Annotated in this window: 16 protein-coding genes and 1 rRNA gene; 9 read left to right on the top strand and 8 right to left on the bottom strand. The window is 42.6% G+C overall.

Features of this window, described 5'->3' with window-relative positions:
• Positions 1–13: 13 nt before the first annotated feature.
• The 8 genes from noc to rpmH form a co-directional block, all read right to left on the bottom strand.
• Positions 14–829 carry a nucleoid occlusion protein gene (gene noc / locus BC351_RS24375; protein ID WP_079415851.1) on the bottom strand — a complete coding sequence of 272 codons (816 nt, stop codon included), beginning with the start codon at positions 827–829 and terminating at the stop codon, positions 14–16.
• Between the two features lie 245 nt (positions 830–1,074).
• Positions 1,075–1,803 (bottom strand): 16S rRNA (guanine(527)-N(7))-methyltransferase RsmG, encoded by a 729-nt coding sequence (gene rsmG / locus BC351_RS24380; RefSeq protein ID WP_079415853.1) that lies wholly within the window; start codon positions 1,801–1,803, stop codon positions 1,075–1,077.
• Positions 1,803–3,701, bottom strand: a complete 1,899-nt coding sequence (gene mnmG / locus BC351_RS24385; protein WP_079415855.1) for a tRNA uridine-5-carboxymethylaminomethyl(34) synthesis enzyme MnmG — start codon at positions 3,699–3,701, stop codon at positions 1,803–1,805. The genes rsmG and mnmG overlap by 1 nt, the downstream gene beginning before the upstream one ends.
• Positions 3,702–3,747: 46 nt before the next feature.
• The gene (gene mnmE / locus BC351_RS24390; RefSeq protein ID WP_079415857.1) at positions 3,748–5,124 is read right to left on the bottom strand and encodes a tRNA uridine-5-carboxymethylaminomethyl(34) synthesis GTPase MnmE; all 1,377 of its coding nucleotides are present in this window, start codon (positions 5,122–5,124) and stop codon (positions 3,748–3,750) included.
• Positions 5,125–5,195: 71 nt separating this feature from the next.
• Positions 5,196–5,813 carry an RNA-binding cell elongation regulator Jag/EloR gene (gene jag, locus BC351_RS24395; RefSeq protein ID WP_079415859.1) on the bottom strand — a complete coding sequence of 206 codons (618 nt, stop codon included), beginning with the start codon at positions 5,811–5,813 and terminating at the stop codon, positions 5,196–5,198.
• Positions 5,810–6,580, bottom strand: a complete 771-nt coding sequence (gene yidC, locus BC351_RS24400) for a membrane protein insertase YidC (RefSeq protein WP_079415861.1) — start codon at positions 6,578–6,580, stop codon at positions 5,810–5,812. The genes jag and yidC overlap by 4 nt, the downstream gene beginning before the upstream one ends.
• Before the next feature lie 71 nt (positions 6,581–6,651).
• The gene (gene rnpA / locus BC351_RS24405) at positions 6,652–7,011 is read right to left on the bottom strand and encodes a ribonuclease P protein component (RefSeq protein ID WP_079415863.1); all 360 of its coding nucleotides are present in this window, start codon (positions 7,009–7,011) and stop codon (positions 6,652–6,654) included.
• A gap of 139 nt (positions 7,012–7,150) precedes the next feature.
• Positions 7,151–7,285, bottom strand: a complete 135-nt coding sequence (gene rpmH, locus BC351_RS24410) for a 50S ribosomal protein L34 (RefSeq protein WP_029196162.1) — start codon at positions 7,283–7,285, stop codon at positions 7,151–7,153.
• A gap of 631 nt (positions 7,286–7,916) precedes the next feature.
• On the opposite strand from rpmH, the gene dnaA reads away from it, so the two are divergent.
• From dnaA to BC351_RS24455, 9 genes are all read left to right on the top strand, one after another.
• Positions 7,917–9,281: a chromosomal replication initiator protein DnaA gene (gene dnaA, locus BC351_RS24415; protein WP_079415865.1), complete on the top strand. Its 1,365-nt coding sequence runs from the start codon at positions 7,917–7,919 to the stop codon at positions 9,279–9,281.
• Between the two features lie 179 nt (positions 9,282–9,460).
• On the top strand, positions 9,461–10,603 hold the full coding sequence (dnaN, locus tag BC351_RS24420) for a DNA polymerase III subunit beta (RefSeq protein ID WP_079415867.1): 1,143 nt from the start codon (positions 9,461–9,463) through the stop codon (positions 10,601–10,603).
• Between the two features lie 12 nt (positions 10,604–10,615).
• Positions 10,616–10,831 (top strand): S4 domain-containing protein YaaA, encoded by a 216-nt coding sequence (gene yaaA, locus BC351_RS24425; RefSeq protein ID WP_079415869.1) that lies wholly within the window; start codon positions 10,616–10,618, stop codon positions 10,829–10,831.
• A 28-nt stretch (positions 10,832–10,859) separates the two neighbouring features.
• Entirely contained in the window at positions 10,860–11,975 is a 1,116-nt protein-coding gene (gene recF / locus BC351_RS24430; RefSeq protein ID WP_079415871.1) for a DNA replication/repair protein RecF, read from the top strand.
• Between the two features lie 5 nt (positions 11,976–11,980).
• Positions 11,981–12,229, top strand: coding sequence for an extracellular matrix regulator RemB (remB, locus tag BC351_RS24435; RefSeq protein WP_079415873.1), 249 nt, complete (start codon positions 11,981–11,983; stop codon positions 12,227–12,229).
• 81 nt (positions 12,230–12,310) lie between these two features.
• Complete coding sequence (gyrB, locus tag BC351_RS24440; RefSeq protein ID WP_079415874.1) at positions 12,311–14,227, top strand: DNA topoisomerase (ATP-hydrolyzing) subunit B; 1,917 nt, start codon at positions 12,311–12,313, stop codon at positions 14,225–14,227.
• 45 nt (positions 14,228–14,272) lie between these two features.
• Positions 14,273–16,768 (top strand): DNA gyrase subunit A, encoded by a 2,496-nt coding sequence (gyrA, locus tag BC351_RS24445; protein WP_079415876.1) that lies wholly within the window; start codon positions 14,273–14,275, stop codon positions 16,766–16,768.
• Positions 16,769–16,852: 84 nt separating this feature from the next.
• A complete protein-coding gene (locus BC351_RS24450; protein ID WP_079415925.1) occupies positions 16,853–17,920 on the top strand; it encodes an HD-GYP domain-containing protein in 1,068 nt (355 codons plus the stop codon).
• 398 nt (positions 17,921–18,318) lie between these two features.
• A 16S ribosomal RNA gene (locus BC351_RS24455) occupies positions 18,319–18,377 on the top strand; the annotation flags it as partial.

Below are 18,377 nucleotides of genomic sequence, written 5' to 3' on the forward strand. Positions count from 1 at the left end.
CAATAAATGCCCGTTATCGTTTAGGAATTTTAATAATAATTTCGTAATGATCCTCGTGATCTTTCTCAGAGGTATTAATGTTCAGTCCAGAGCTAGTTACCATCTCGACAGACTGCCGAATTGTATTCAAAGCCAAACGTACATCCTTAGTAAAAGAAACTCGGCGTGTCTTCTTAAGCTTTGCGGCTTCTTTGAGGAAATTAATTTTGATTTCCGTTTGTTTTACATTCAACTCTTTAGAGATAATTTCTTCAAGAACCTTTACTTGAAGTTCTTCTTGATCAAGCGCTAGTAATGCTCTTGCATGTCGCTCAGTGATTTTCCGTTCCATCAAAGCCATCTTTACCGGCTCACTTAATTGTAAAAGACGAATCTTATTTGCAATCGTGGACTGGCTTTTCCCCAAACGCTGCGCCAAGCTTTCTTGTGTCAAGTCATGCATCTCAATGAGTTGCTGGTAAGCCGCTGCCTCTTCTATCGCAGTAAGACCTTCCCTTTGCAAGTTTTCAATAAGAGCAATAGATGCCGCTTGCGAATCATTAAAATCACGTACAATTGCTGGAATTGTGTCCAGACCAAGCTTTTTAACAGCTCGAAGTCGGCGTTCCCCCGCGATTAACTCAAACGTATTATTTTTGACTCTGACAACAATCGGTTGAATGACACCATGCGTCCGAATGGTCTGACACAATTCTTCAAGTCGATCATCATCAAACAACGTTCTTGGCTGATACGGACTTGGAATAATATTGTTGACAGCTATGTTTTTGACTTCATCAGTCGTTGAACGATCAGCAAGTCCAAATAACTTCGATATTTGTTCTTTCATAGGAAAACCAACCACCAACTCTTCCCGTAGTTTAAGCGACCAATACGATCCAAAGATAGACGACCTCTTCGTCCTACAGAACGAAAACGCTTGTCAATAATACGGTGAAGTATGACAAGTGCTCACATAAACATACTAACTTTATAATATATATCGTACTTATGTTATAATTCTCCATGCAAAGCCAAAATCCTGCTAGAACTGCACGATCTACAGAATGTTTAAATGTTTCACGTGGAACAATTTCACATTTTGGACAATGGTTCTTTCAGCGGAATGCCAGCTTTCCTCGGATACTTGCTTGGCGTTGCAGACACCTTTTGAATTTCAACAAAATGACGAACTGATTCCTCAATCGGCAGCAACATGCGATTCACTTTAATAACTTTTCCCTTTAACTCAGACAAGCTATAACTAGCGCTCGCAAGTTCCTCTTCAATCTCAGAACCCTTCATCGCGATGAAAGTCCCCTCTTTTTTCACAAAAGGAAGACAGAACTCATTCAAAACTTGAAGCCTCGCTACTGCTCTAGCAGTAACTAGGTCGAATTGGTCGCGATACTTAGGAAGTCTAGCAATATCCTCTGCCCTGCCGTGTACGCAATCCATATCCGTAAGACCAAGCTGATTAACAATTTCCTTTAGGAAAAGAATCCTTTTATTCAACGAATCGACGATTGTCACTTTCAGATAAGGAAAAGCAATTTTCAAAGGAATACTAGGAAAACCTGCTCCTGAACCAATATCAGCAAGAGTCATCACAGAATCCATAGAAAAGTTAAAAGAGACAGAGAGAGAATCATAGAAATGTTTCAAATACACTTGCTCTCTCTCTGTAATACCTGTTAAATTCATTTTCTCATTCCACGCAACCAATGTCTTATAATATTGTTCAAATTGATCCAACTGGTGCGCGGAAAGAAAAATATTCTCTTTTTCTAATAATTGAGTAAACTGTTGTTGAATTGCATCCATTAGTTACCTCTTGCCGCAGTGACGCGATTATAATGTTCCAAGTAGACAAGTAAAATAGATATATCTGAAGGCGTAACGCCACCGATCCGTGATGCTTGCCCAATGGAAATCGGGCGAATCTTTGCAAGCTTTTGCTTAGCTTCAGTAGCAATCCCATGTATTTCACTGTACTCGATATCATCAGGAATTTTCTTTTTCTCCATTTTACGCAGGCGCTCTACTTGATTGCTTTGCTTTTCAATATAACCCGCATACTTAACTTGAATCTCAACTTGTTCTTTCATCTCATCATCAAGAGGCAGGGGCGATGGCGACATTTGCTCAATAGCGCTGTACCCAATCTCAGGACGACGCAGCAAAGATATAGCTGGCACCGAGTTGTTAAGCTGCACGCTCTCTAAACTCTCCAACAATTGCTGCACATGAGGTTCAGGCTTAATCTTATCAATAGAAAGTCGTTCGATCTCTTGATCCACCAAAGACTTCTTATTCAGAAATGCCGCATAACGCTCATCTGAAATAAGTCCGATTTCATGGCCTATTGGCGTTAAACGCAGATCCGCATTATCGTGACGAAGCAGCAGCCTGTATTCTGCACGAGAAGTTAACAAACGATAAGGTTCATTCGTCCCCTTGGTCACCAAGTCATCGATTAGAACACCGATATACCCTTCCGAACGATCCAGAACAACAGCTTCTTTGCCCAAAACTTTGCGAGCAGCATTAATACCAGCCATTACACCTTGCCCAGCTGCTTCTTCATATCCAGAAGTACCGTTAATTTGGCCTGCAGTGAATAAACCGCTCACCAGCTTAGTTTCCAAAGAAGGTTTCAATTGCGTAGGAACAACTGCATCATATTCAATCGCGTAGCCAGTACGCATCATTTCAACTTTCTCTAGTCCAGGAATAGAGCGCAAAATACCAAGCTGCACATCTTCAGGCATACTCGTAGACAATCCTTGCACATAATATTCCGAAGTGTTGCGACCTTCCGGTTCCAAGAAAATTTGATGTTTAGGCTTATCTGCGAAACGAACAATTTTATCCTCGATGGATGGGCAATATCTTGGCCCTGTACCCTCAATAGCCCCGGAGAACATTGGAGCGCGGTGCAAATTCGAGTTAATAATATCGTGCGTCGCTTCAGATGTGTACGTTAACCAGCAAGGCAGCTGCTCATCATTGTTAGGAACGCCTTTCGTTTCGAAAGAGAAGAACTTAGGCTCATCGTCACCAGGTTGAATTTCTGTTTTGCTGAAATCAATCGTATCTTTATGAACACGCGGAGGTGTTCCTGTTTTGAATCGAACGAGATCAAAGCCAAGCTTACGCAGTGACTCGGATAATTTAACAGAAGGTTGTTGGTTATTCGGCCCGCTCTCATACATCAGCTCACCCATAATAACTTTTCCTCGTAAGTAAGTCCCCGTTGTAAGAACAACCGCCTTCGCATAATACTCAGCGCCTGTTTTGGTAATTACGCCTTTGCAAATGCCGTCTTCGACAATAAGCTCTTCGGCCATACCTTGACGTAGTGTCAAATTCGATGTCGCTTCGATTGTTTCTTTCATTTTATGCTGATACGAAAATTTATCTGCTTGTGCACGTAGCGCGTGAACCGCAGGACCTTTCCCCGTGTTCAGCATTCGCATTTGAATATAAGTCTTATCAATATTTCGACCCATTTCGCCGCCTAGAGCGTCAATCTCTCTAACAACGTGGCCCTTCGCAGGACCACCAATGGATGGATTGCAAGGCATAAAAGCAACCATGTCCAAATTGATCGTTAATAAGAGTGTGTTGCAGCCCATTCGTGCTGAGGCTAGTGCAGATTCACATCCGGCATGTCCAGCACCGATAACAATGACATCATAATCACCTGCATGATATCCCATAATAAACGTCCCTCCCTCTTTTATGAAAACGCAAATGCTGTCGTTTTCATTTTCCTAAGCAGAATTGTGTAAAAATTTGATCGATTAATGATTCTCCGACGGAATCCCCAATAATTTCACCCAGTTGCTCCCATGCAGCCCTTATATCAATCTGAATCATATCTATAGGTACATATTGTTCATTCGCCTCGAGTGCATCATGAAGAGAACGTTTGGCTTGCTTCAATAAAGAGATATGTCGAACATTGCTAACATACGTCAAATCGCTGGATTCCAGCTTGCCTTCAAAGAACATAGCCGCGATTGCTTTTTCCAAATCTTCAATACCTTTATTTTCAATCAGAGACAACTCGACAATACGCTCCTGCGGAAAATAACTTAGCACTTGTTCAACATTCAGTTTTCTGCTCAAATCAATCTTATTAAGAATAACAATGGTTTGCTTGTCAGCCAATTGCTTCATCAAGGCGATTTCATCAAGCTGCAGCTCCTCATTGCTGTTGAGGACAAGCAGGATTAAGTCCGCCTCAGCTAAAGCTGTCTTGGAGCGTTCCACACCAATCTGTTCTACAAGATCCGTCGTTTCCCGGATACCTGCTGTGTCGAGCAGCTTCAACGGAATACCGCCAATATTGACGAACTCCTCAATAACATCCCTCGTTGTACCTGGAATGTCTGTAACGATAGCCCGATTAGCCTGAGCCAACTCATTCAGCAATGAGGATTTACCTACATTCGGCTTACCTACAATTGCAGTTTCAATGCCTTCGCGCAAAATCTTGCCTTGCTCCGCAGTCACCAAAAGCCTATCAATTTCAAGCATCACTGTATCGCATTTGGTCTTAATGAAGGCATTCGTCATTTCTTCTACATCATGTTCTGGATAATCAATATTCACTTCAACATGCGCCATTAACTCCACCAACACATGCCGCAAATGCTTAATTTGCTTCGACAAATTACCTTCAACCTGTTTCAAGGCTACCTTGAAAGCTCGATCCGATTTAGCTCGAATCAAGTCAATAACGGCTTCAGCTTGGGTCAAATCTATACGACCATTCAAGAAAGCACGCTTCGTGAATTCACCTGGTTCAGCCAAACGCACGCCTTGCTGCAGCAGCAAATCGAGCACCTTTTTGACAGAAACGATGCCTCCATGACAGCTGACCTCCACCACATCTTCCATCGTAAATGAACGTGGAGCTTTCATTAACGTAACGAGAACCTCCTCTACCTTTTCGGCAGAAGCAGGTTCTATAATGAATCCATAATGTACCGTATGCGTCTGCGCAACAGATAGTTTCGTTTTTGAGCGAAAAATCCGTTCCACGAATGGAACGGCTTCCTCTCCGCTCACACGAATAACCGCTATCCCACCCTCGCCGAGCGGCGTAGAAATAGCAGCAATCGTATCATTTAGCATCGTATTTACACCTCGAATTTACCTGAACTTAAAGAAAAAGCAATGACATGAACAAAGTCATTGCGGCAGCATTATTTGACAGCGATAACGACCCGACGGTTCGGTTCTTCGCCTTTACTATACGTTTTGACAACAGGGTGTCCTTGCAATTCGGCATGAATAATTTTGCGTTCCTGCGAATTCATAGGTTCGAGAATGACCTCTTTTTTCGACTTAATCACGCGATTAGCAAGTCGAACAGCCAACTCTTCCAATGTTTTTTTGCGTCTATCACGGAAATTTTCCGCATCTAAGATAATGCGAAAATGCGAATTCGCATACCGGTTAGCAACAATATTCACCAAATACTGCAAAGCATCCAGTGTTTGTCCTCTTTTACCGATCAAAATACCTAACTCAGAGCCACTCATATTCAAGACGAAGCCTTCGCGATCTTTGCGTGTATCTATGGTGATGGAAATTTGCATCGCTTCGAACATATCTTGTAAGAAAGCAATTGCTTCCTCAAGTGGATCCGGTATCAACTCAAGCTCTACTTTAGCTTCTTTGGAACCAATAAATCCGAACAACCCTCGAGAGGGCTGCTCCAAAATATGAATGTTTACACGATCCTCGGAAACTTGCCATTGAGCTAGTCCGGATTTCACCGCTATCTCAATAGTCTTTCCAGTCACCACAATTTTTTTCATTTGGACAGGCCACCCTTATTTTTTTGCGATCCGGACTTTTGTGATCCAGGAGAACCATAAATAAAGTAAGACTGAACGATCGTGAAGATATTACCGTAGATCCAGTAAAGCGGAAGAGCCGCTGCGAAATTCATGGACATCACGAAAATCATTACCGGGAAGATATATAGTAAGCTTTTCATTTGTTGATTCATTTGGGAAGACATAAACATCTGTTGAACGAATGTGGTTGCCGCGGCAATCAACGGAAGAATATAGTAATGATCCGGTTGACCAAGATTCATCCACAAGAATGTATGCTCACGAATGTGATCGTTGCGCATAATCGCTTGATAAAGAGCGATCAGAATTGGCATTTGAACAATGATTGGAAAACATCCAGCTAAAGGATTCACACCATTTTGCTGAAAAAGCTTCATCGTTTCTTCCTGCTGTTTCTTTGCATCATCTTTGTACTTTTCTTTGAGTTTCTTCATCTCAGGCTGCAGATCTTGCATCCGTTTAGAGCTTTTGTATTGCTTTAAAGTAAGCGGCAAAATAATTAAACGAATAATCAAGGTAACAACCAAGATCGATAACCCATATTGACCCCATAAATGATCAGCGAACCAATCAAGGGTTTGAGAAAGCGGGTACACAAAATATTTGACGAAAAAACCTGCGGTATTGGGATCAATTGGTGCCATAGCTGCGCTTGATGGACTACATCCTGACAACAATAAGATCAACGCAGAAAACGATGCAAGCAAATAGATTCGACGAGTCAAAATGAGATCCTCCTAAATATCTTTTCCAACATAAACTATAACACATCTTCAGCTCGCAAGGAAATATTGCGTCACTTTTTTATTGTGTCATTTCTTTTTAATAAAGAAGCTTTGCGGATGACATGCCAAATGCTTTTTTCCATCTCGGCATATTCCATTTCAACGACTGGTTTTCTGGCTAATAAGATGTAGTCATAATGAGGCGTCATTTGATCTTTTTTCAAACGAATAATTTCCTTCATCATTCGTCGAAGGCGATTTCGAACAACGGCATTGCCTACCTTCTTGCTCACGGACACACCCAGGCGAAATTTCTCCAGCTTCGGCTGCGGCAAATAATACAGCACGAATTGGTGATTGGCCATTGACTTGCCATAGCGATAAATTTTATTGAAATCTTCTCTTTTAGCTAATCTATATTCTTTTTCCACGGATTTTACGCTCCAGACAGATAACATCCAAATCTATGTTTCATAAACACGACAGATATGATCTAGTTTTAACCGAATTCAGCTCATGTAAACCGATCAGACAAAAAGCAAAAAAAAAAGCCCCTTCCGGAGCCTCTTTTTACGCGCTAAGAATTTTTCTTCCTTTAAGACGACGAGCTTGCAGAACTTTACGTCCATTCTTCGTGCTCATTCTTTTACGGAAACCATGATTCTTCTTACGCTTTCTCGTATTAGGGTTAAACGTCGGACCCATCTATAGCACCTCCCTACCTGAGGATATCCATCCTACAAAATTTCTACTACTCATTAAATCATATTTCACTTAAGAAAGTCAACCTACCCGAGTGTGCAGAAGAAAAGACATTTTGTTCAGCACATTTCCAAAAAGAATAACCTGTGTATAAATTTTTGCCCTGTGGAAGAGAACGATGTCGAAAATTAACAGAATATCAACAATATCTTGTGTTGTGAACAAAATCTATGCACAACTTGTTGTAATTGTGGATAATATCAAACAATCCGTTGATTAACGGACTGTCTTTTGTTAAGATGGTAATGTTTCTGTTGTGGATAGACACCACCAACTCTCCGACTTATCAACAATCTGTGGATAACATTGTGAACAATTTTCCCTCTACAAGAATAAGTCATTTCGACCGATCCTTAATAATGTGGATAAAATCGACAAAGTCTGTTCTTTTTTGACCCTAGCAGACATCAAGGTTCATTTCGCCGTTAAACGAGCAGACTATACTTACTTCGTCACGAATCCTTTCCGGACTGGCGATTCACATACATCGAGTTGTATCCATAGCGTATGCTTTTTCGACACAAGCTCATTACTGGCCTTATGCCACATGTTTAATTTCAAAGGAGTGAATACTGTGGAAGGCCATTCTACCGACTTATGGCAACAGATTTTAACAATCATTCAGACCAAACTCAGTAAACCCAGCTTCGATACTTGGCTCAAATCAACGAAAGCGACAGTTTTTAATGACTCTACTGTCGTTATTTGTGCGCCCAATAATTTTGCGCAGGAGTGGCTCGAAAGCCGCTATACCAAGCTGATTGAAGGAACAATCTATGATTTTACAGGCAAGCATGTATCTGTGAAATTCATCATTGAAACGGAAGAACAGAAAGCGCAGTCTACAGCGATGCTTCCAACCGTTATACCGCCTAAAGGCCCGGCCATCGTCGCAGGTGAAGAAAATTTCACGAATATGATGAATGCCAGATACACCTTCGATACCTTCGTTATCGGATCCGGCAATCGCTTCGCGCATGCAGCGTCATTAGCTGTTGCTGAAGCTCCCGCCAAAGCCTATAATCCACTATTTCTCTATGGTGGCGTTGGTTTGGGCAAGACACACTTGATGCATGCGATCGGTCATTATGTGCTGGAGCATAACCCAGGTTCCCGTGTTTTATATATTTCATCCGAAAAGTTCACGAATGAATTCATTAATGCGGTCCGTGATAACCGCGGTGAAGGATTTCGTAATAAATATAGAACAATCGACGTCTTATTGATTGATGATATTCAATTCCTCGCCGGTAAAGAAGGTACACAAGAGGAGTTCTTCCATACTTTCAATGCCCTTCACGAAGAAGGCAAACAAATTATTATTTCGAGTGATCGACCTCCAAAAGAAATTCCAACCCTGGAGGATCGCTTGCGTTCACGGTTCGAATGGGGCTTGATTACCGATATCCAACCGCCCGATTTAGAGACTCGGATTGCGATTTTACGCAAGAAAGCCAAAGCGGAGAACCTAGAAATTCCGAATGAAGCGATGATCTATATCGCCAACCAGATCGATACAAACATTCGTGAGCTCGAAGGAGCGCTAATCCGCGTTGTAGCTTATTCGTCCTTGATCAATCAAGATATCAGCGTTCATCTGACAGCCGAAGCGTTGAAGGATATTATTCCGTCCAACCGGCCGCGAGTCATTACGATACAGGATATTCAGCAGCGTGTTGGAGAATTCTATGGATTAAAGCTGGAGGATTTCAAAGCGCGCAAACGAACAAAAGCCGTAGCCTTCCCAAGACAGGTCGCAATGTACCTGGCACGTGAGCTGACGGACTTCTCTTTGCCGAAAATCGGAGATAATTTTGGTGGTCGTGACCATACAACCGTCATTCATGCCCATGAAAAAATAACGCAGCAGTTAAAAGTAGATCAAGATTTATACAAGATCGTTCATAACCTGACAGAGCGCATCAAAAACCCCTCTTAATAACTTCCTTTTTTCAATAAGCCTATGCACAATCTATTCACATGTGGATAGGCTTGATTTATATAAGATTCATCCACATATCCACATATCCAGAGCCCCTACTGCTATTACTAATAAAGAATGTTATTATATAATGATTATGCTAACGCAAATTAAAAAAGAACCACAGGAGTGAAATCATGAAATTAACGATCCTCAAAGACCATTTAATCGAATCCATTGGTCACGTTTCCAAAGCCATCTCATCTCGAACGACAATCCCGATTCTCACAGGGATCAAAATAGATGCAACATTAAGCGGTGTAACCCTCACTGCCAGTGATACAGATATCTCGATTCAAAGCTTTACAGCAAGCGAAAATGAAACCATCAAAATTATTCAATTATTCCAAGCCGGGAGTGTTGTGCTTCCAGCTAAATTTTTCATAGAAATCATCCGAAAGCTTCCTGCTCAATTGATTGAAATCGAAGTCAAAGCTAATTTTCAAACGATTATTCGTTCAGGATCTTCTGAAATTCAAATCATGGGACTCGATCCGGATGAATATCCGCTGCTGCCCGAAATTGAAGAAAGCAAAATGCTTCGTCTTCCCAGCGATTTATTAAAAACAATGATTAAGCAAACGTCTTATGCGGTTTCCACCAACGAGTCTACACCGATACTTACAGGTGTTCTTTGGAATATTACAGGTGATAAGCTGAAATTCATTGCTTGCGACCGGCACCGGCTGGCTAGTCGTGAAGTGACTGTTGATAACGATAACGCGCAAAACCTGCCTAATATTGTTATCTCAGGTCGAACATTGAATGAATTAAGCAAAATTTTGCCCGATCAAAATTCGCTTATAGATATAGTTATTTCGGACAATCAAGTTTTATTCAAAATTCATTCGATTTTGTTTTACTCCCGCATTTTGGACGGAACCTATCCAGATACATCCAAGCTAATTCCGCAGTCTTTTCAAACGGAAATGGTCGTACCGACCAAAGAACTGGCGGAAGCGATCGACCGCGCTTATTTATTATCCAGAGAAGATAAAACGAATATCGTTAAAATGATGATGCAAGAAGACCAGACGATCGAGATCTCTTCAAGCTCATCGGAACTGGGGAAAGTAACGGAGCAAATTAGCCTGCAGCACATCGCCGGTGATTTACTCAAAATTTCGTTCAACTCCAAATATATGCTCGATGCTTTAAAAGTACTCGATTCTGAGTTCATTCACATCGGATTTACGGGAGCTATGCAGCCAATCATCATGAAGCCGCAAGATTCTACAAACATGCTGCAACTCATCTTGCCTTACCGAACGACGAATTAAGGAGAATCGGACATGAAACAGATCGGAATTAACACGGATTATATTACCCTTGGACAGTTTTTGAAGTTATCGGACTGTATATCCACAGGTGGACAAGCTAAATTTTTCGTTGTGGATACAAAAATTGAAGTAAACGGGCAAGCTGAAAATCGCAGAGGACGGAAGCTCGTTCCGCAAGACGTGGTAACCGTGGAGGGTTTCGGACAATTCGAAGTCGTTAGCTCCTGATCGGCTTAAACCAGGAGGATGACCACCCATGTTTTTGAATAGACTTGCACTTCGGCATTACAGGAATTACGAGCAAATTGAGATTACAACGACTAACAATGTGAATATTTTCGTTGGACCTAACGCGCAGGGAAAGACGAATTTATTGGAATCCATCTATGTGCTGGCCATGACTAAGTCACATCGTACCCACCAGGACAAAGAATTAATTGGCTGGAATGGAGAACAGACACAGCTGTATGCGGAGATTCAGAAAAAGTATGGCAGCTGCAAGTTGGACCTTTCCATTACGACCAAAGGCAAAAAAGCCAAGATCAATGGTCTTGAGCAAAAGAAGCTAAGCAATTTTATCGGAGCTTTGAACGTGGTTATGTTTGCTCCGGAAGATTTGGAAATCGTCAAAGGCACTCCTGGTGTCAGGAGGCGTTTCCTCGATATGGAAATCGGCCAAGTTCAGCCTTCGTATCTCTACGATTTGTCGCAATATCAGAAGATTTTGGTGCAGCGAAACAATTATTTAAAGCAATCTTTCCCCGGAAAGAGCACGCCGGACGCCATGTTAGACATTTGGAACGAACAATTAGCGCAATATGGTGTTAAAATTATGAAAAAACGTCAAAGCTTTATTAAGAAGCTGCAACAATGGGCGGAGACCATCCATCGAGGAATAACGAACGATAGCGAAGCCCTTCTTATTCGTTATGCCCCGTCTTTTGACATCGAAGCTGAAGATGAATCTGTTTTATTAAACCAATTTATGATAAAGTTATCATTGGTTAGAGATCAGGAATTCCGAAGAGGCGTTACGCTAGTGGGCCCTCATCGCGACGATCTTCTTTTTTACATCAACGATAAAGAGGTCCAAACGTACGGTTCTCAAGGGCAGCAACGGACAACAGCGTTATCCCTCAAGCTTGCGGAGATTGAGCTCATTCATGAAGAAGTCGGCGAATATCCCCTATTATTACTTGACGATGTGCTTTCAGAGCTTGATGAATATAGACAGACGCAATTGATCCGCACGTTTCAACAGAAAGTCCAGACGTTTATCACCACAACCGGATTGGAAAGTGTTCATTTGGACCAACTGGACCATGCTTCCGTGTTTCATGTGTTGAAAGGAAATGTAAGTGGCAGGAGCTGAGGAGCATGTTTATTCATTTGGGTGGCGAGAAAATTATTAGAGCTTCCGAACTGATTGCTATTTTCGATATCTCGATCGAGAAGTCTTCCAAAATATCGAAACAATTCATTCAGCAAGCTGTAAAAGATAAGAAAACAGAGAAAATCGGTGAAGAAGAATGCAAATCACTCGTCGTTACGAAGAGTAAAGTGTATTATTCACCCATTTCCTCAACAACGCTCAAGAAAAGAGCGCATCAGTTGTTAACGAACTAACCTCCTCTACGCGCGGTCGCTTATCTTTAATTGGCATCGATAGAGGTTTATCTCACTATAAAAAAGCAGGTGGAGATTAACATGTCTGTGAATCAAAATGCATACGATGACAGTCAGATTCAGGTTCTGGAAGGTTTAGAGGCCGTTCGTAAACGGCCGGGTATGTACATTGGTTCCACTAGTGCACGTGGACTTCATCATCTGGTCTGGGAAGTTGTCGATAACAGTATCGATGAGGCGTTGGCCGGCTTCTGTACGAAGATCGATGTTATCGTCCATAAGAATAACAGTGTAACCGTTATTGATAACGGCCGTGGAATCCCAGTGGGTGAAAATGCGAAGCTGAAGCGTCCGACACTGGAAGTTGTTCTTACGGTTCTTCATGCGGGCGGTAAGTTTGGTGGAGATGACTCGGGTTACAAAGTATCCGGGGGTCTTCATGGTGTAGGTATCTCTGTTGTTAACGCGTTGTCTGAGCTGCTGACTGTGCAAGTTAAGCGTGAAGGCAAAATTCATGAACAAGAATACCGCCGCGGCGCGCCTCAGTATGACGTGAAGGTCATTGGGGAAACCGAGGAAACTGGCACACAAGTGACGTTCCAGCCGGATCCGGAGATTTTCAAAGAAACCGTCGAGTACGATTACGATATTCTGCAATCAAGAATTCGTGAGTTGGCTTTCTTGAACAAAGGGATCGAAATTAATCTAATTGATGAGCGCACGGATACTTCGAATACACATATGTATGAGGGCGGGATCGTCTCCTTCGTTCAGCATTTAAACCGCAACCGCGAAGTTGTGAACGAAACCCCTATCTATGTGGAGGGCTCCAAGGATAATATCTCCATCGAGATCGCACTTCAATACAACGATAGTTACACAGAGAATATTTATTCCTTCGCCAATAATATCAATACCCATGAGGGCGGAACGCATGAATCCGGTTTTAAAAGCGCATTGACGCGGATTCTGAACGACTACGCCCGTAAAAGCAATTCCCTGAAAGAAAGTGATTCTAACCTTTCCGGTGATGATGTGCGTGAAGGTCTTGCTGCGATTATTTCCGTGAAAATTCCGGAGCCTCAGTTCGAGGGTCAAACGAAGACGAAGCTTGGAAATAGTGAAGTTCGCGGTATTGTGGAATCTCTGTTCGCCGAGAAGCTGCAAGAATTCATGGAAGAGAATCCTGCGACTGCGAAGAAAATCCTCGAAAAAGGGATTCAAGCGGCAAGAGCCCGGGAAGCTGCCCGCAAAGCGAGAGAATTGACTCGTCGTAAAAGCGCCTTGGAAGTTAGTGCCCTGCCAGGTAAACTAGCAGATTGCTCTTCCAAAGATGCGTCCATCAGTGAAATTTACATCGTAGAAGGTGACTCTGCAGGCGGATCAGCTAAGCAAGGACGTGATCGTCACTTCCAAGCGATTCTGCCGCTTCGCGGAAAAATCTTGAACGTAGAGAAAGCTAGATTGGATCGTATTTTGTCCAATACTGAAATTCGTGCGATGATTACTGCCTTTGGTACAGGGATCAGCGATGATTTTGATATTGCCAAAGCGCGTTATCACAAAATTATTATCATGACCGATGCCGATGTTGACGGAGCTCACATTCGTACGCTGCTGCTCACTTTCTTCTACAGGTACATGAAAAAGTTAATCGAAACCGGTTATGTGTATATTGCGCAGCCTCCTCTTTTCAAATTGGAGCGCAACAAAACGGTTCGTTATGCCTATAACGAAAAACAAAGAGAAGCAATCATGCAGGAGTTCGGTGAAGGCGCCAAAGTCAACGTTCAACGTTACAAAGGATTAGGCGAGATGAATCCAGAGCAGCTATGGGAAACGACAATGGATCCGGAAAGCCGTACGTTCTTACAGGTAACGATCGAAGATGCGATCGAAGCAGATACACTTTTTGATTCTTTGATGGGCGATAATGTAGAGCCGAGAAGAGATTTCATTGAGGAACACGCCAAGTACGTGAAAAATTTAGATATCTAAACGTCCTAGACGTTGCTAACGATGTAGCTTTCAGGAGGAACATTCATGAGCGAAGAATTACATTCGCAAGTCAAAGAAATTGACATTTCGACCGAAATGCGTACATCCTTCTTAGACTATGCGATGAGTATCATTGTCAGTCGTGCACTGCCAGATGTAAGAGACGGTCTGAAGCCGGTTCATCGTCGTATCTTGTTTGCGATGTCTGAGCTGGGCATGTCTCCAGATAAACCACATAAGAAATCAGCGAGAATCGTCGGTGAAGTTATCGGTAAGTACCATCCGCATGGTGATACTGCCGTGTACGAAACGATGGTTCGGATGGCGCAAGATTTCTCCCTTCGTTATATGCTCGTCGATGGTCACGGCAACTTCGGATCCATTGATGGCGATATGGCAGCAGCGATGCGTTATACCGAAGCTCGTCTATCCAAGATCGCTATGGAACTTTTACGCGATATCAACAGAGAAACGATTGATTACAAGCCCAACTATGATGGGGAAGAGAATGAACCCGTTGTTCTTCCTTCCCGTTTCCCTAATCTACTGGTGAACGGAAGTTCAGGGATTGCTGTAGGGATGGCAACGAATATTCCTCCGCATAACCTGCGTGAGGTCATCGAAGGTATCCAACTGATGATTCAGAATCCGGATATCACGCCGCTTGAACTGATGCAAGTCATCAAAGGACCGGATTTCCCTACAGCTGGCTTTATTTTGGGCCGCGAAGGGATTAGATCAGCGTATCAAACGGGCAGAGGTTCTGTTACGATGCGTGCTAGAACGGTTATTGAAGAGAACAATAACAAAGCTAGAATCATCGTTAATGAACTGCCGTATCAAGTGAATAAAGCAAGACTTGTTGAGAAAATTGCTGAGCTCGTTCGCGAGAAGAAAATTGACGGCATCACGGATCTGCGAGATGAGTCTGACCGTAATGGGATGCGCGTTGTTATTGAGCTGCGTCGTGATGTGAATCCGAATGTCGTTCTCAATAACTTGTTTAAACAAACAGCCATGCAGTCTAACTTCGGAATTATTATGCTGGCGCTAGTTAATGGCGAACCAAGAGTTCTGAATCTACGCGAGATGCTGCACTACTATCTCAAGCATCAACAAGAAGTTATCCGCCGCAGAACCGAATATGATTTGCGCAAAGCGGAAGCGCGCGCTCACATTTTGGAAGGTTTGCGTATCGCTCTTGACCACTTGGATCAAGTTATTGCATTGATTCGTGCATCAAGAACGACAGAAGAAGCTAGAGAAGGACTCATGTCGACATTCCATTTGAGTCACGATCAAGCTCAAGCTATTCTGGATATGCGCCTACAGCGTTTAACTGGTTTAGAGCGTGAGAAGATCGAGGCTGAATATGCGGAGCTCATGAAGAAAATCGCTGAGCTTAAAGCGATTCTTGCTGATGAGCAGCTGATTCTAGCGATCATTAGCGAAGAATTGAATGAGATCAAAGAGAAATTCGGTGACGAGCGACGTTCTGAAATCACGGTTGGTGAGGAAAGCATCGAAGATGAAGATCTCATCCCGCGTGAAGATGTCGTAATCACGATTACACATACAGGTTACATCAAGCGTCTGCCGGTTACGACGTATCGGAATCAGAAGCGCGGTGGACGAGGCATTGTGGGTATGGATACCAAAGACAATGACTTCGTGGAACACTTGTTCGTAACTAATACGCATCATTACCTGTTGTTCTTTACGAACAAAGGGAAAGTGTATCGTCTGAAAGCTTACGAGATTCCGGACTTGAGCCGAACTGCACGAGGAACGCCGATCATTAACTTGATCCAAATCGAGCAAGGCGAAACCGTGAACGCTGTAATTCCGGTTGAAAGCTTCGAAACCGACCAGTACTTATTCTTTGCAACGAAGCAAGGTGTTGTGAAGAAAACGCCAATTGACGATTATTCCAATATCCGTAAAGGTGGCTTAATTGCTATTAATTTACGTGAAGACGACGATCTCATCGGTGTTAAACTGACAGACGGTAACCAAGGTATCATCATGGGAACGAAGCAGGGGATGTCCATTCACTTCCCAGAGCAGGATGTACGTTCGATGGGTAGATCGGCTACGGGGGTTAAAGGTATTCATCTTGATGATGAAGATGCTGTCATTGATATGGATGTTGTCCATGAAGATAACAGTGTGCTTATTGTAACGTCCAAAGGCTTTGGTAAACGAACGCCTGTATCCGAGTACCGGATTCAGTCACGTGGCGGCAAAGGGATTAAGACCTTGAATGTCACGGACAAGAACGGTCCTGTTGTTGGACTTAAAGTGGTGCAGCAAGAGGAAGATCTCATGATTATTACGGCATTAGGTACGGTTATTCGTACAAGCATGGACGGTATTTCCGTCATGGGCCGTAATACACAAGGGGTTCGCCTAATCAATATTCGTGAAGACGACGAAGTCGGAACCTTAGCTCGCGTTCAGAAAAATGAAGAGCAAGATGGCAGCGAAGAAGATGGCGATTGGGAAGAAACAGAAGCAACAGAATCAACCGATTCTGAGTAAATAAAATGTGGGGATGGGGCTTACAAACCCATCCCTTTTCCTTTACAATATGAAGTATACGATAGTTAAGGTGAGTGAATGACCGTGCCGAACGTAATGGTTTCTCAATTGAAATATGGTGAAAGATTAGGCGATAATGTAATAACGAAATTGGGGAATGTCCTTTTTAACAAAGGGAAAATTATCAATAATAGAGATATTGAGATTCTCCAAGCATTTCTGATCGCATCCGTTTTTATTGAATCCAAAAATGGCAGTGAGGTCGAGGCCACACCGGAAGAGGCAAAGCCGAAGGAAACTCCAACTACCCCTCCATTTCAAATAGAGTATCAGAATATGCTAAAGCTGCTTAAGCGTGTCTATCTGCTGGCTAATGGCGGGCAACCATTACCGATCTTTGACATTAGGAATGGACTTGAAGCACTCATCCAGCATATCGATGCTTATAAAGTACTTACTTTCGCACCCAAAAATCGCAATCTGCAGGATTACATCTATCACAAAAGTATCATGGTCAGCTTAACTTCCTATTCACTGGCGATATGGCATGGACTTCCTCAGAAGGATTTGATGCAGATAGCGTTAGCAGGTCTTCTACATGATATCGGGACAGCTAAAGTAGATCCGGCTATTCTGGAGAAGAAAGGCCGCTTAACGGAAGCTGAGATGGATGAGATCAAGCAGCATACATTAATCGGGTATCAAATTCTCAAAAATGTATCGGGTATTAACGAAGGAGTGAAATTAACGGCAGTCCAGCATCATGAACGCGAGGATGGCTCTGGATATCCATTGGGGATCAAAAGCGATCAAATTCATTTGTATGCCAAAATCGTAGCGATTGCCGATATCTATAATGCAATGACGAATGAGCGTTTCCACAAAACAGCTGTGTCTCCTTACATCGTGCTTGAACAACTCTTCACGGAGTCCTTTGGTAAAGTAGATCCAACGCTCGTTCAAGTATTTATCAACAAGTCTACACAAATCAGTAATGGCACGCTCGTCAAGCTTAGTGATAACCGAGTGGGTGAAATTATATTTTCAGATCGTTCTAATCCGACCAGACCTTGGGTTAACGTTAATGGAACGATTGTTAATCTAACACTCGAAAGAAGTTTGTTCATACAGGATGTTATCGGACATGTCTAGCAGCTTAAATCCATGCGAAAACCCCTATTGAAGGGGTTTTTTCTTTTCATCTTTGAATGGTCTTTGATAGTGGTTTTCTAAATGAATAAGAAATAACAAAAAAAAGCTTGCATTCCTTTTCCGTATTTGTTATATTACTCCTTGTCGCTTCGGCGGTCGAACGAAAGAACGAAAGAAATTGAAAAAAAGTTCTTGCAATCGAATAGGCCGATGTGGTATATTGATCAGGTCGCCTTTGAGGGGCGAAGGATGAATATGGAAGACATTGATCTTTGAAAACTGAACAACGAGTGAGTAAGCACGAACGAGCAATCGTTCAAAAAAGAGATTGTAAAATCTCGCTAGCAAGTCAATTGAGCATTTCAGCTTTCAGATATACGGACGAGCAATCGTTCGCTACTATGGAGAGTTTGATCCTGGCTCAGGACGAACGCTGGCGGCGTGCCTAATACATGCA

The organism is Paenibacillus ferrarius, from assembly GCF_002027705.1.
Taxonomy (GTDB): Bacteria; Bacillota; Bacilli; order Paenibacillales; family NBRC-103111; genus Paenibacillus_E; species Paenibacillus_E ferrarius.

Bases quoted from the DNA above. Each gene is read 5' to 3' on its own strand.
- noc (WP_079415851.1), bottom strand. From the start codon at position 829: ATGAAAGAACAAATATCGAAGTTATTTGGACTTGCTGATCGTTCAACG.
- rsmG (WP_079415853.1), bottom strand. From the start codon at position 1,803: ATGGATGCAATTCAACAACAGTTTACTCAATTATTAGAAAAAGAGAAT.
- mnmG (WP_079415855.1), bottom strand. From the start codon at position 3,701: ATGGGATATCATGCAGGTGATTATGATGTCATTGTTATCGGTGCTGGA.
- mnmE (WP_079415857.1), bottom strand. From the start codon at position 5,124: ATGCTAAATGATACGATTGCTGCTATTTCTACGCCGCTCGGCGAGGGT.
- jag (WP_079415859.1), bottom strand. From the start codon at position 5,813: ATGAAAAAAATTGTGGTGACTGGAAAGACTATTGAGATAGCGGTGAAA.
- rpmH (WP_029196162.1), bottom strand. From the start codon at position 7,285: ATGGGTCCGACGTTTAACCCTAATACGAGAAAGCGTAAGAAGAATCAT.
- dnaN (WP_079415867.1), top strand. From the start codon at position 9,461: ATGAAATTAACGATCCTCAAAGACCATTTAATCGAATCCATTGGTCAC.
- yaaA (WP_079415869.1), top strand. From the start codon at position 10,616: ATGAAACAGATCGGAATTAACACGGATTATATTACCCTTGGACAGTTT.
- recF (WP_079415871.1), top strand. From the start codon at position 10,860: ATGTTTTTGAATAGACTTGCACTTCGGCATTACAGGAATTACGAGCAA.
- remB (WP_079415873.1), top strand. From the start codon at position 11,981: ATGTTTATTCATTTGGGTGGCGAGAAAATTATTAGAGCTTCCGAACTG.
- gyrB (WP_079415874.1), top strand. From the start codon at position 12,311: ATGTCTGTGAATCAAAATGCATACGATGACAGTCAGATTCAGGTTCTG.
- gyrA (WP_079415876.1), top strand. From the start codon at position 14,273: ATGAGCGAAGAATTACATTCGCAAGTCAAAGAAATTGACATTTCGACC.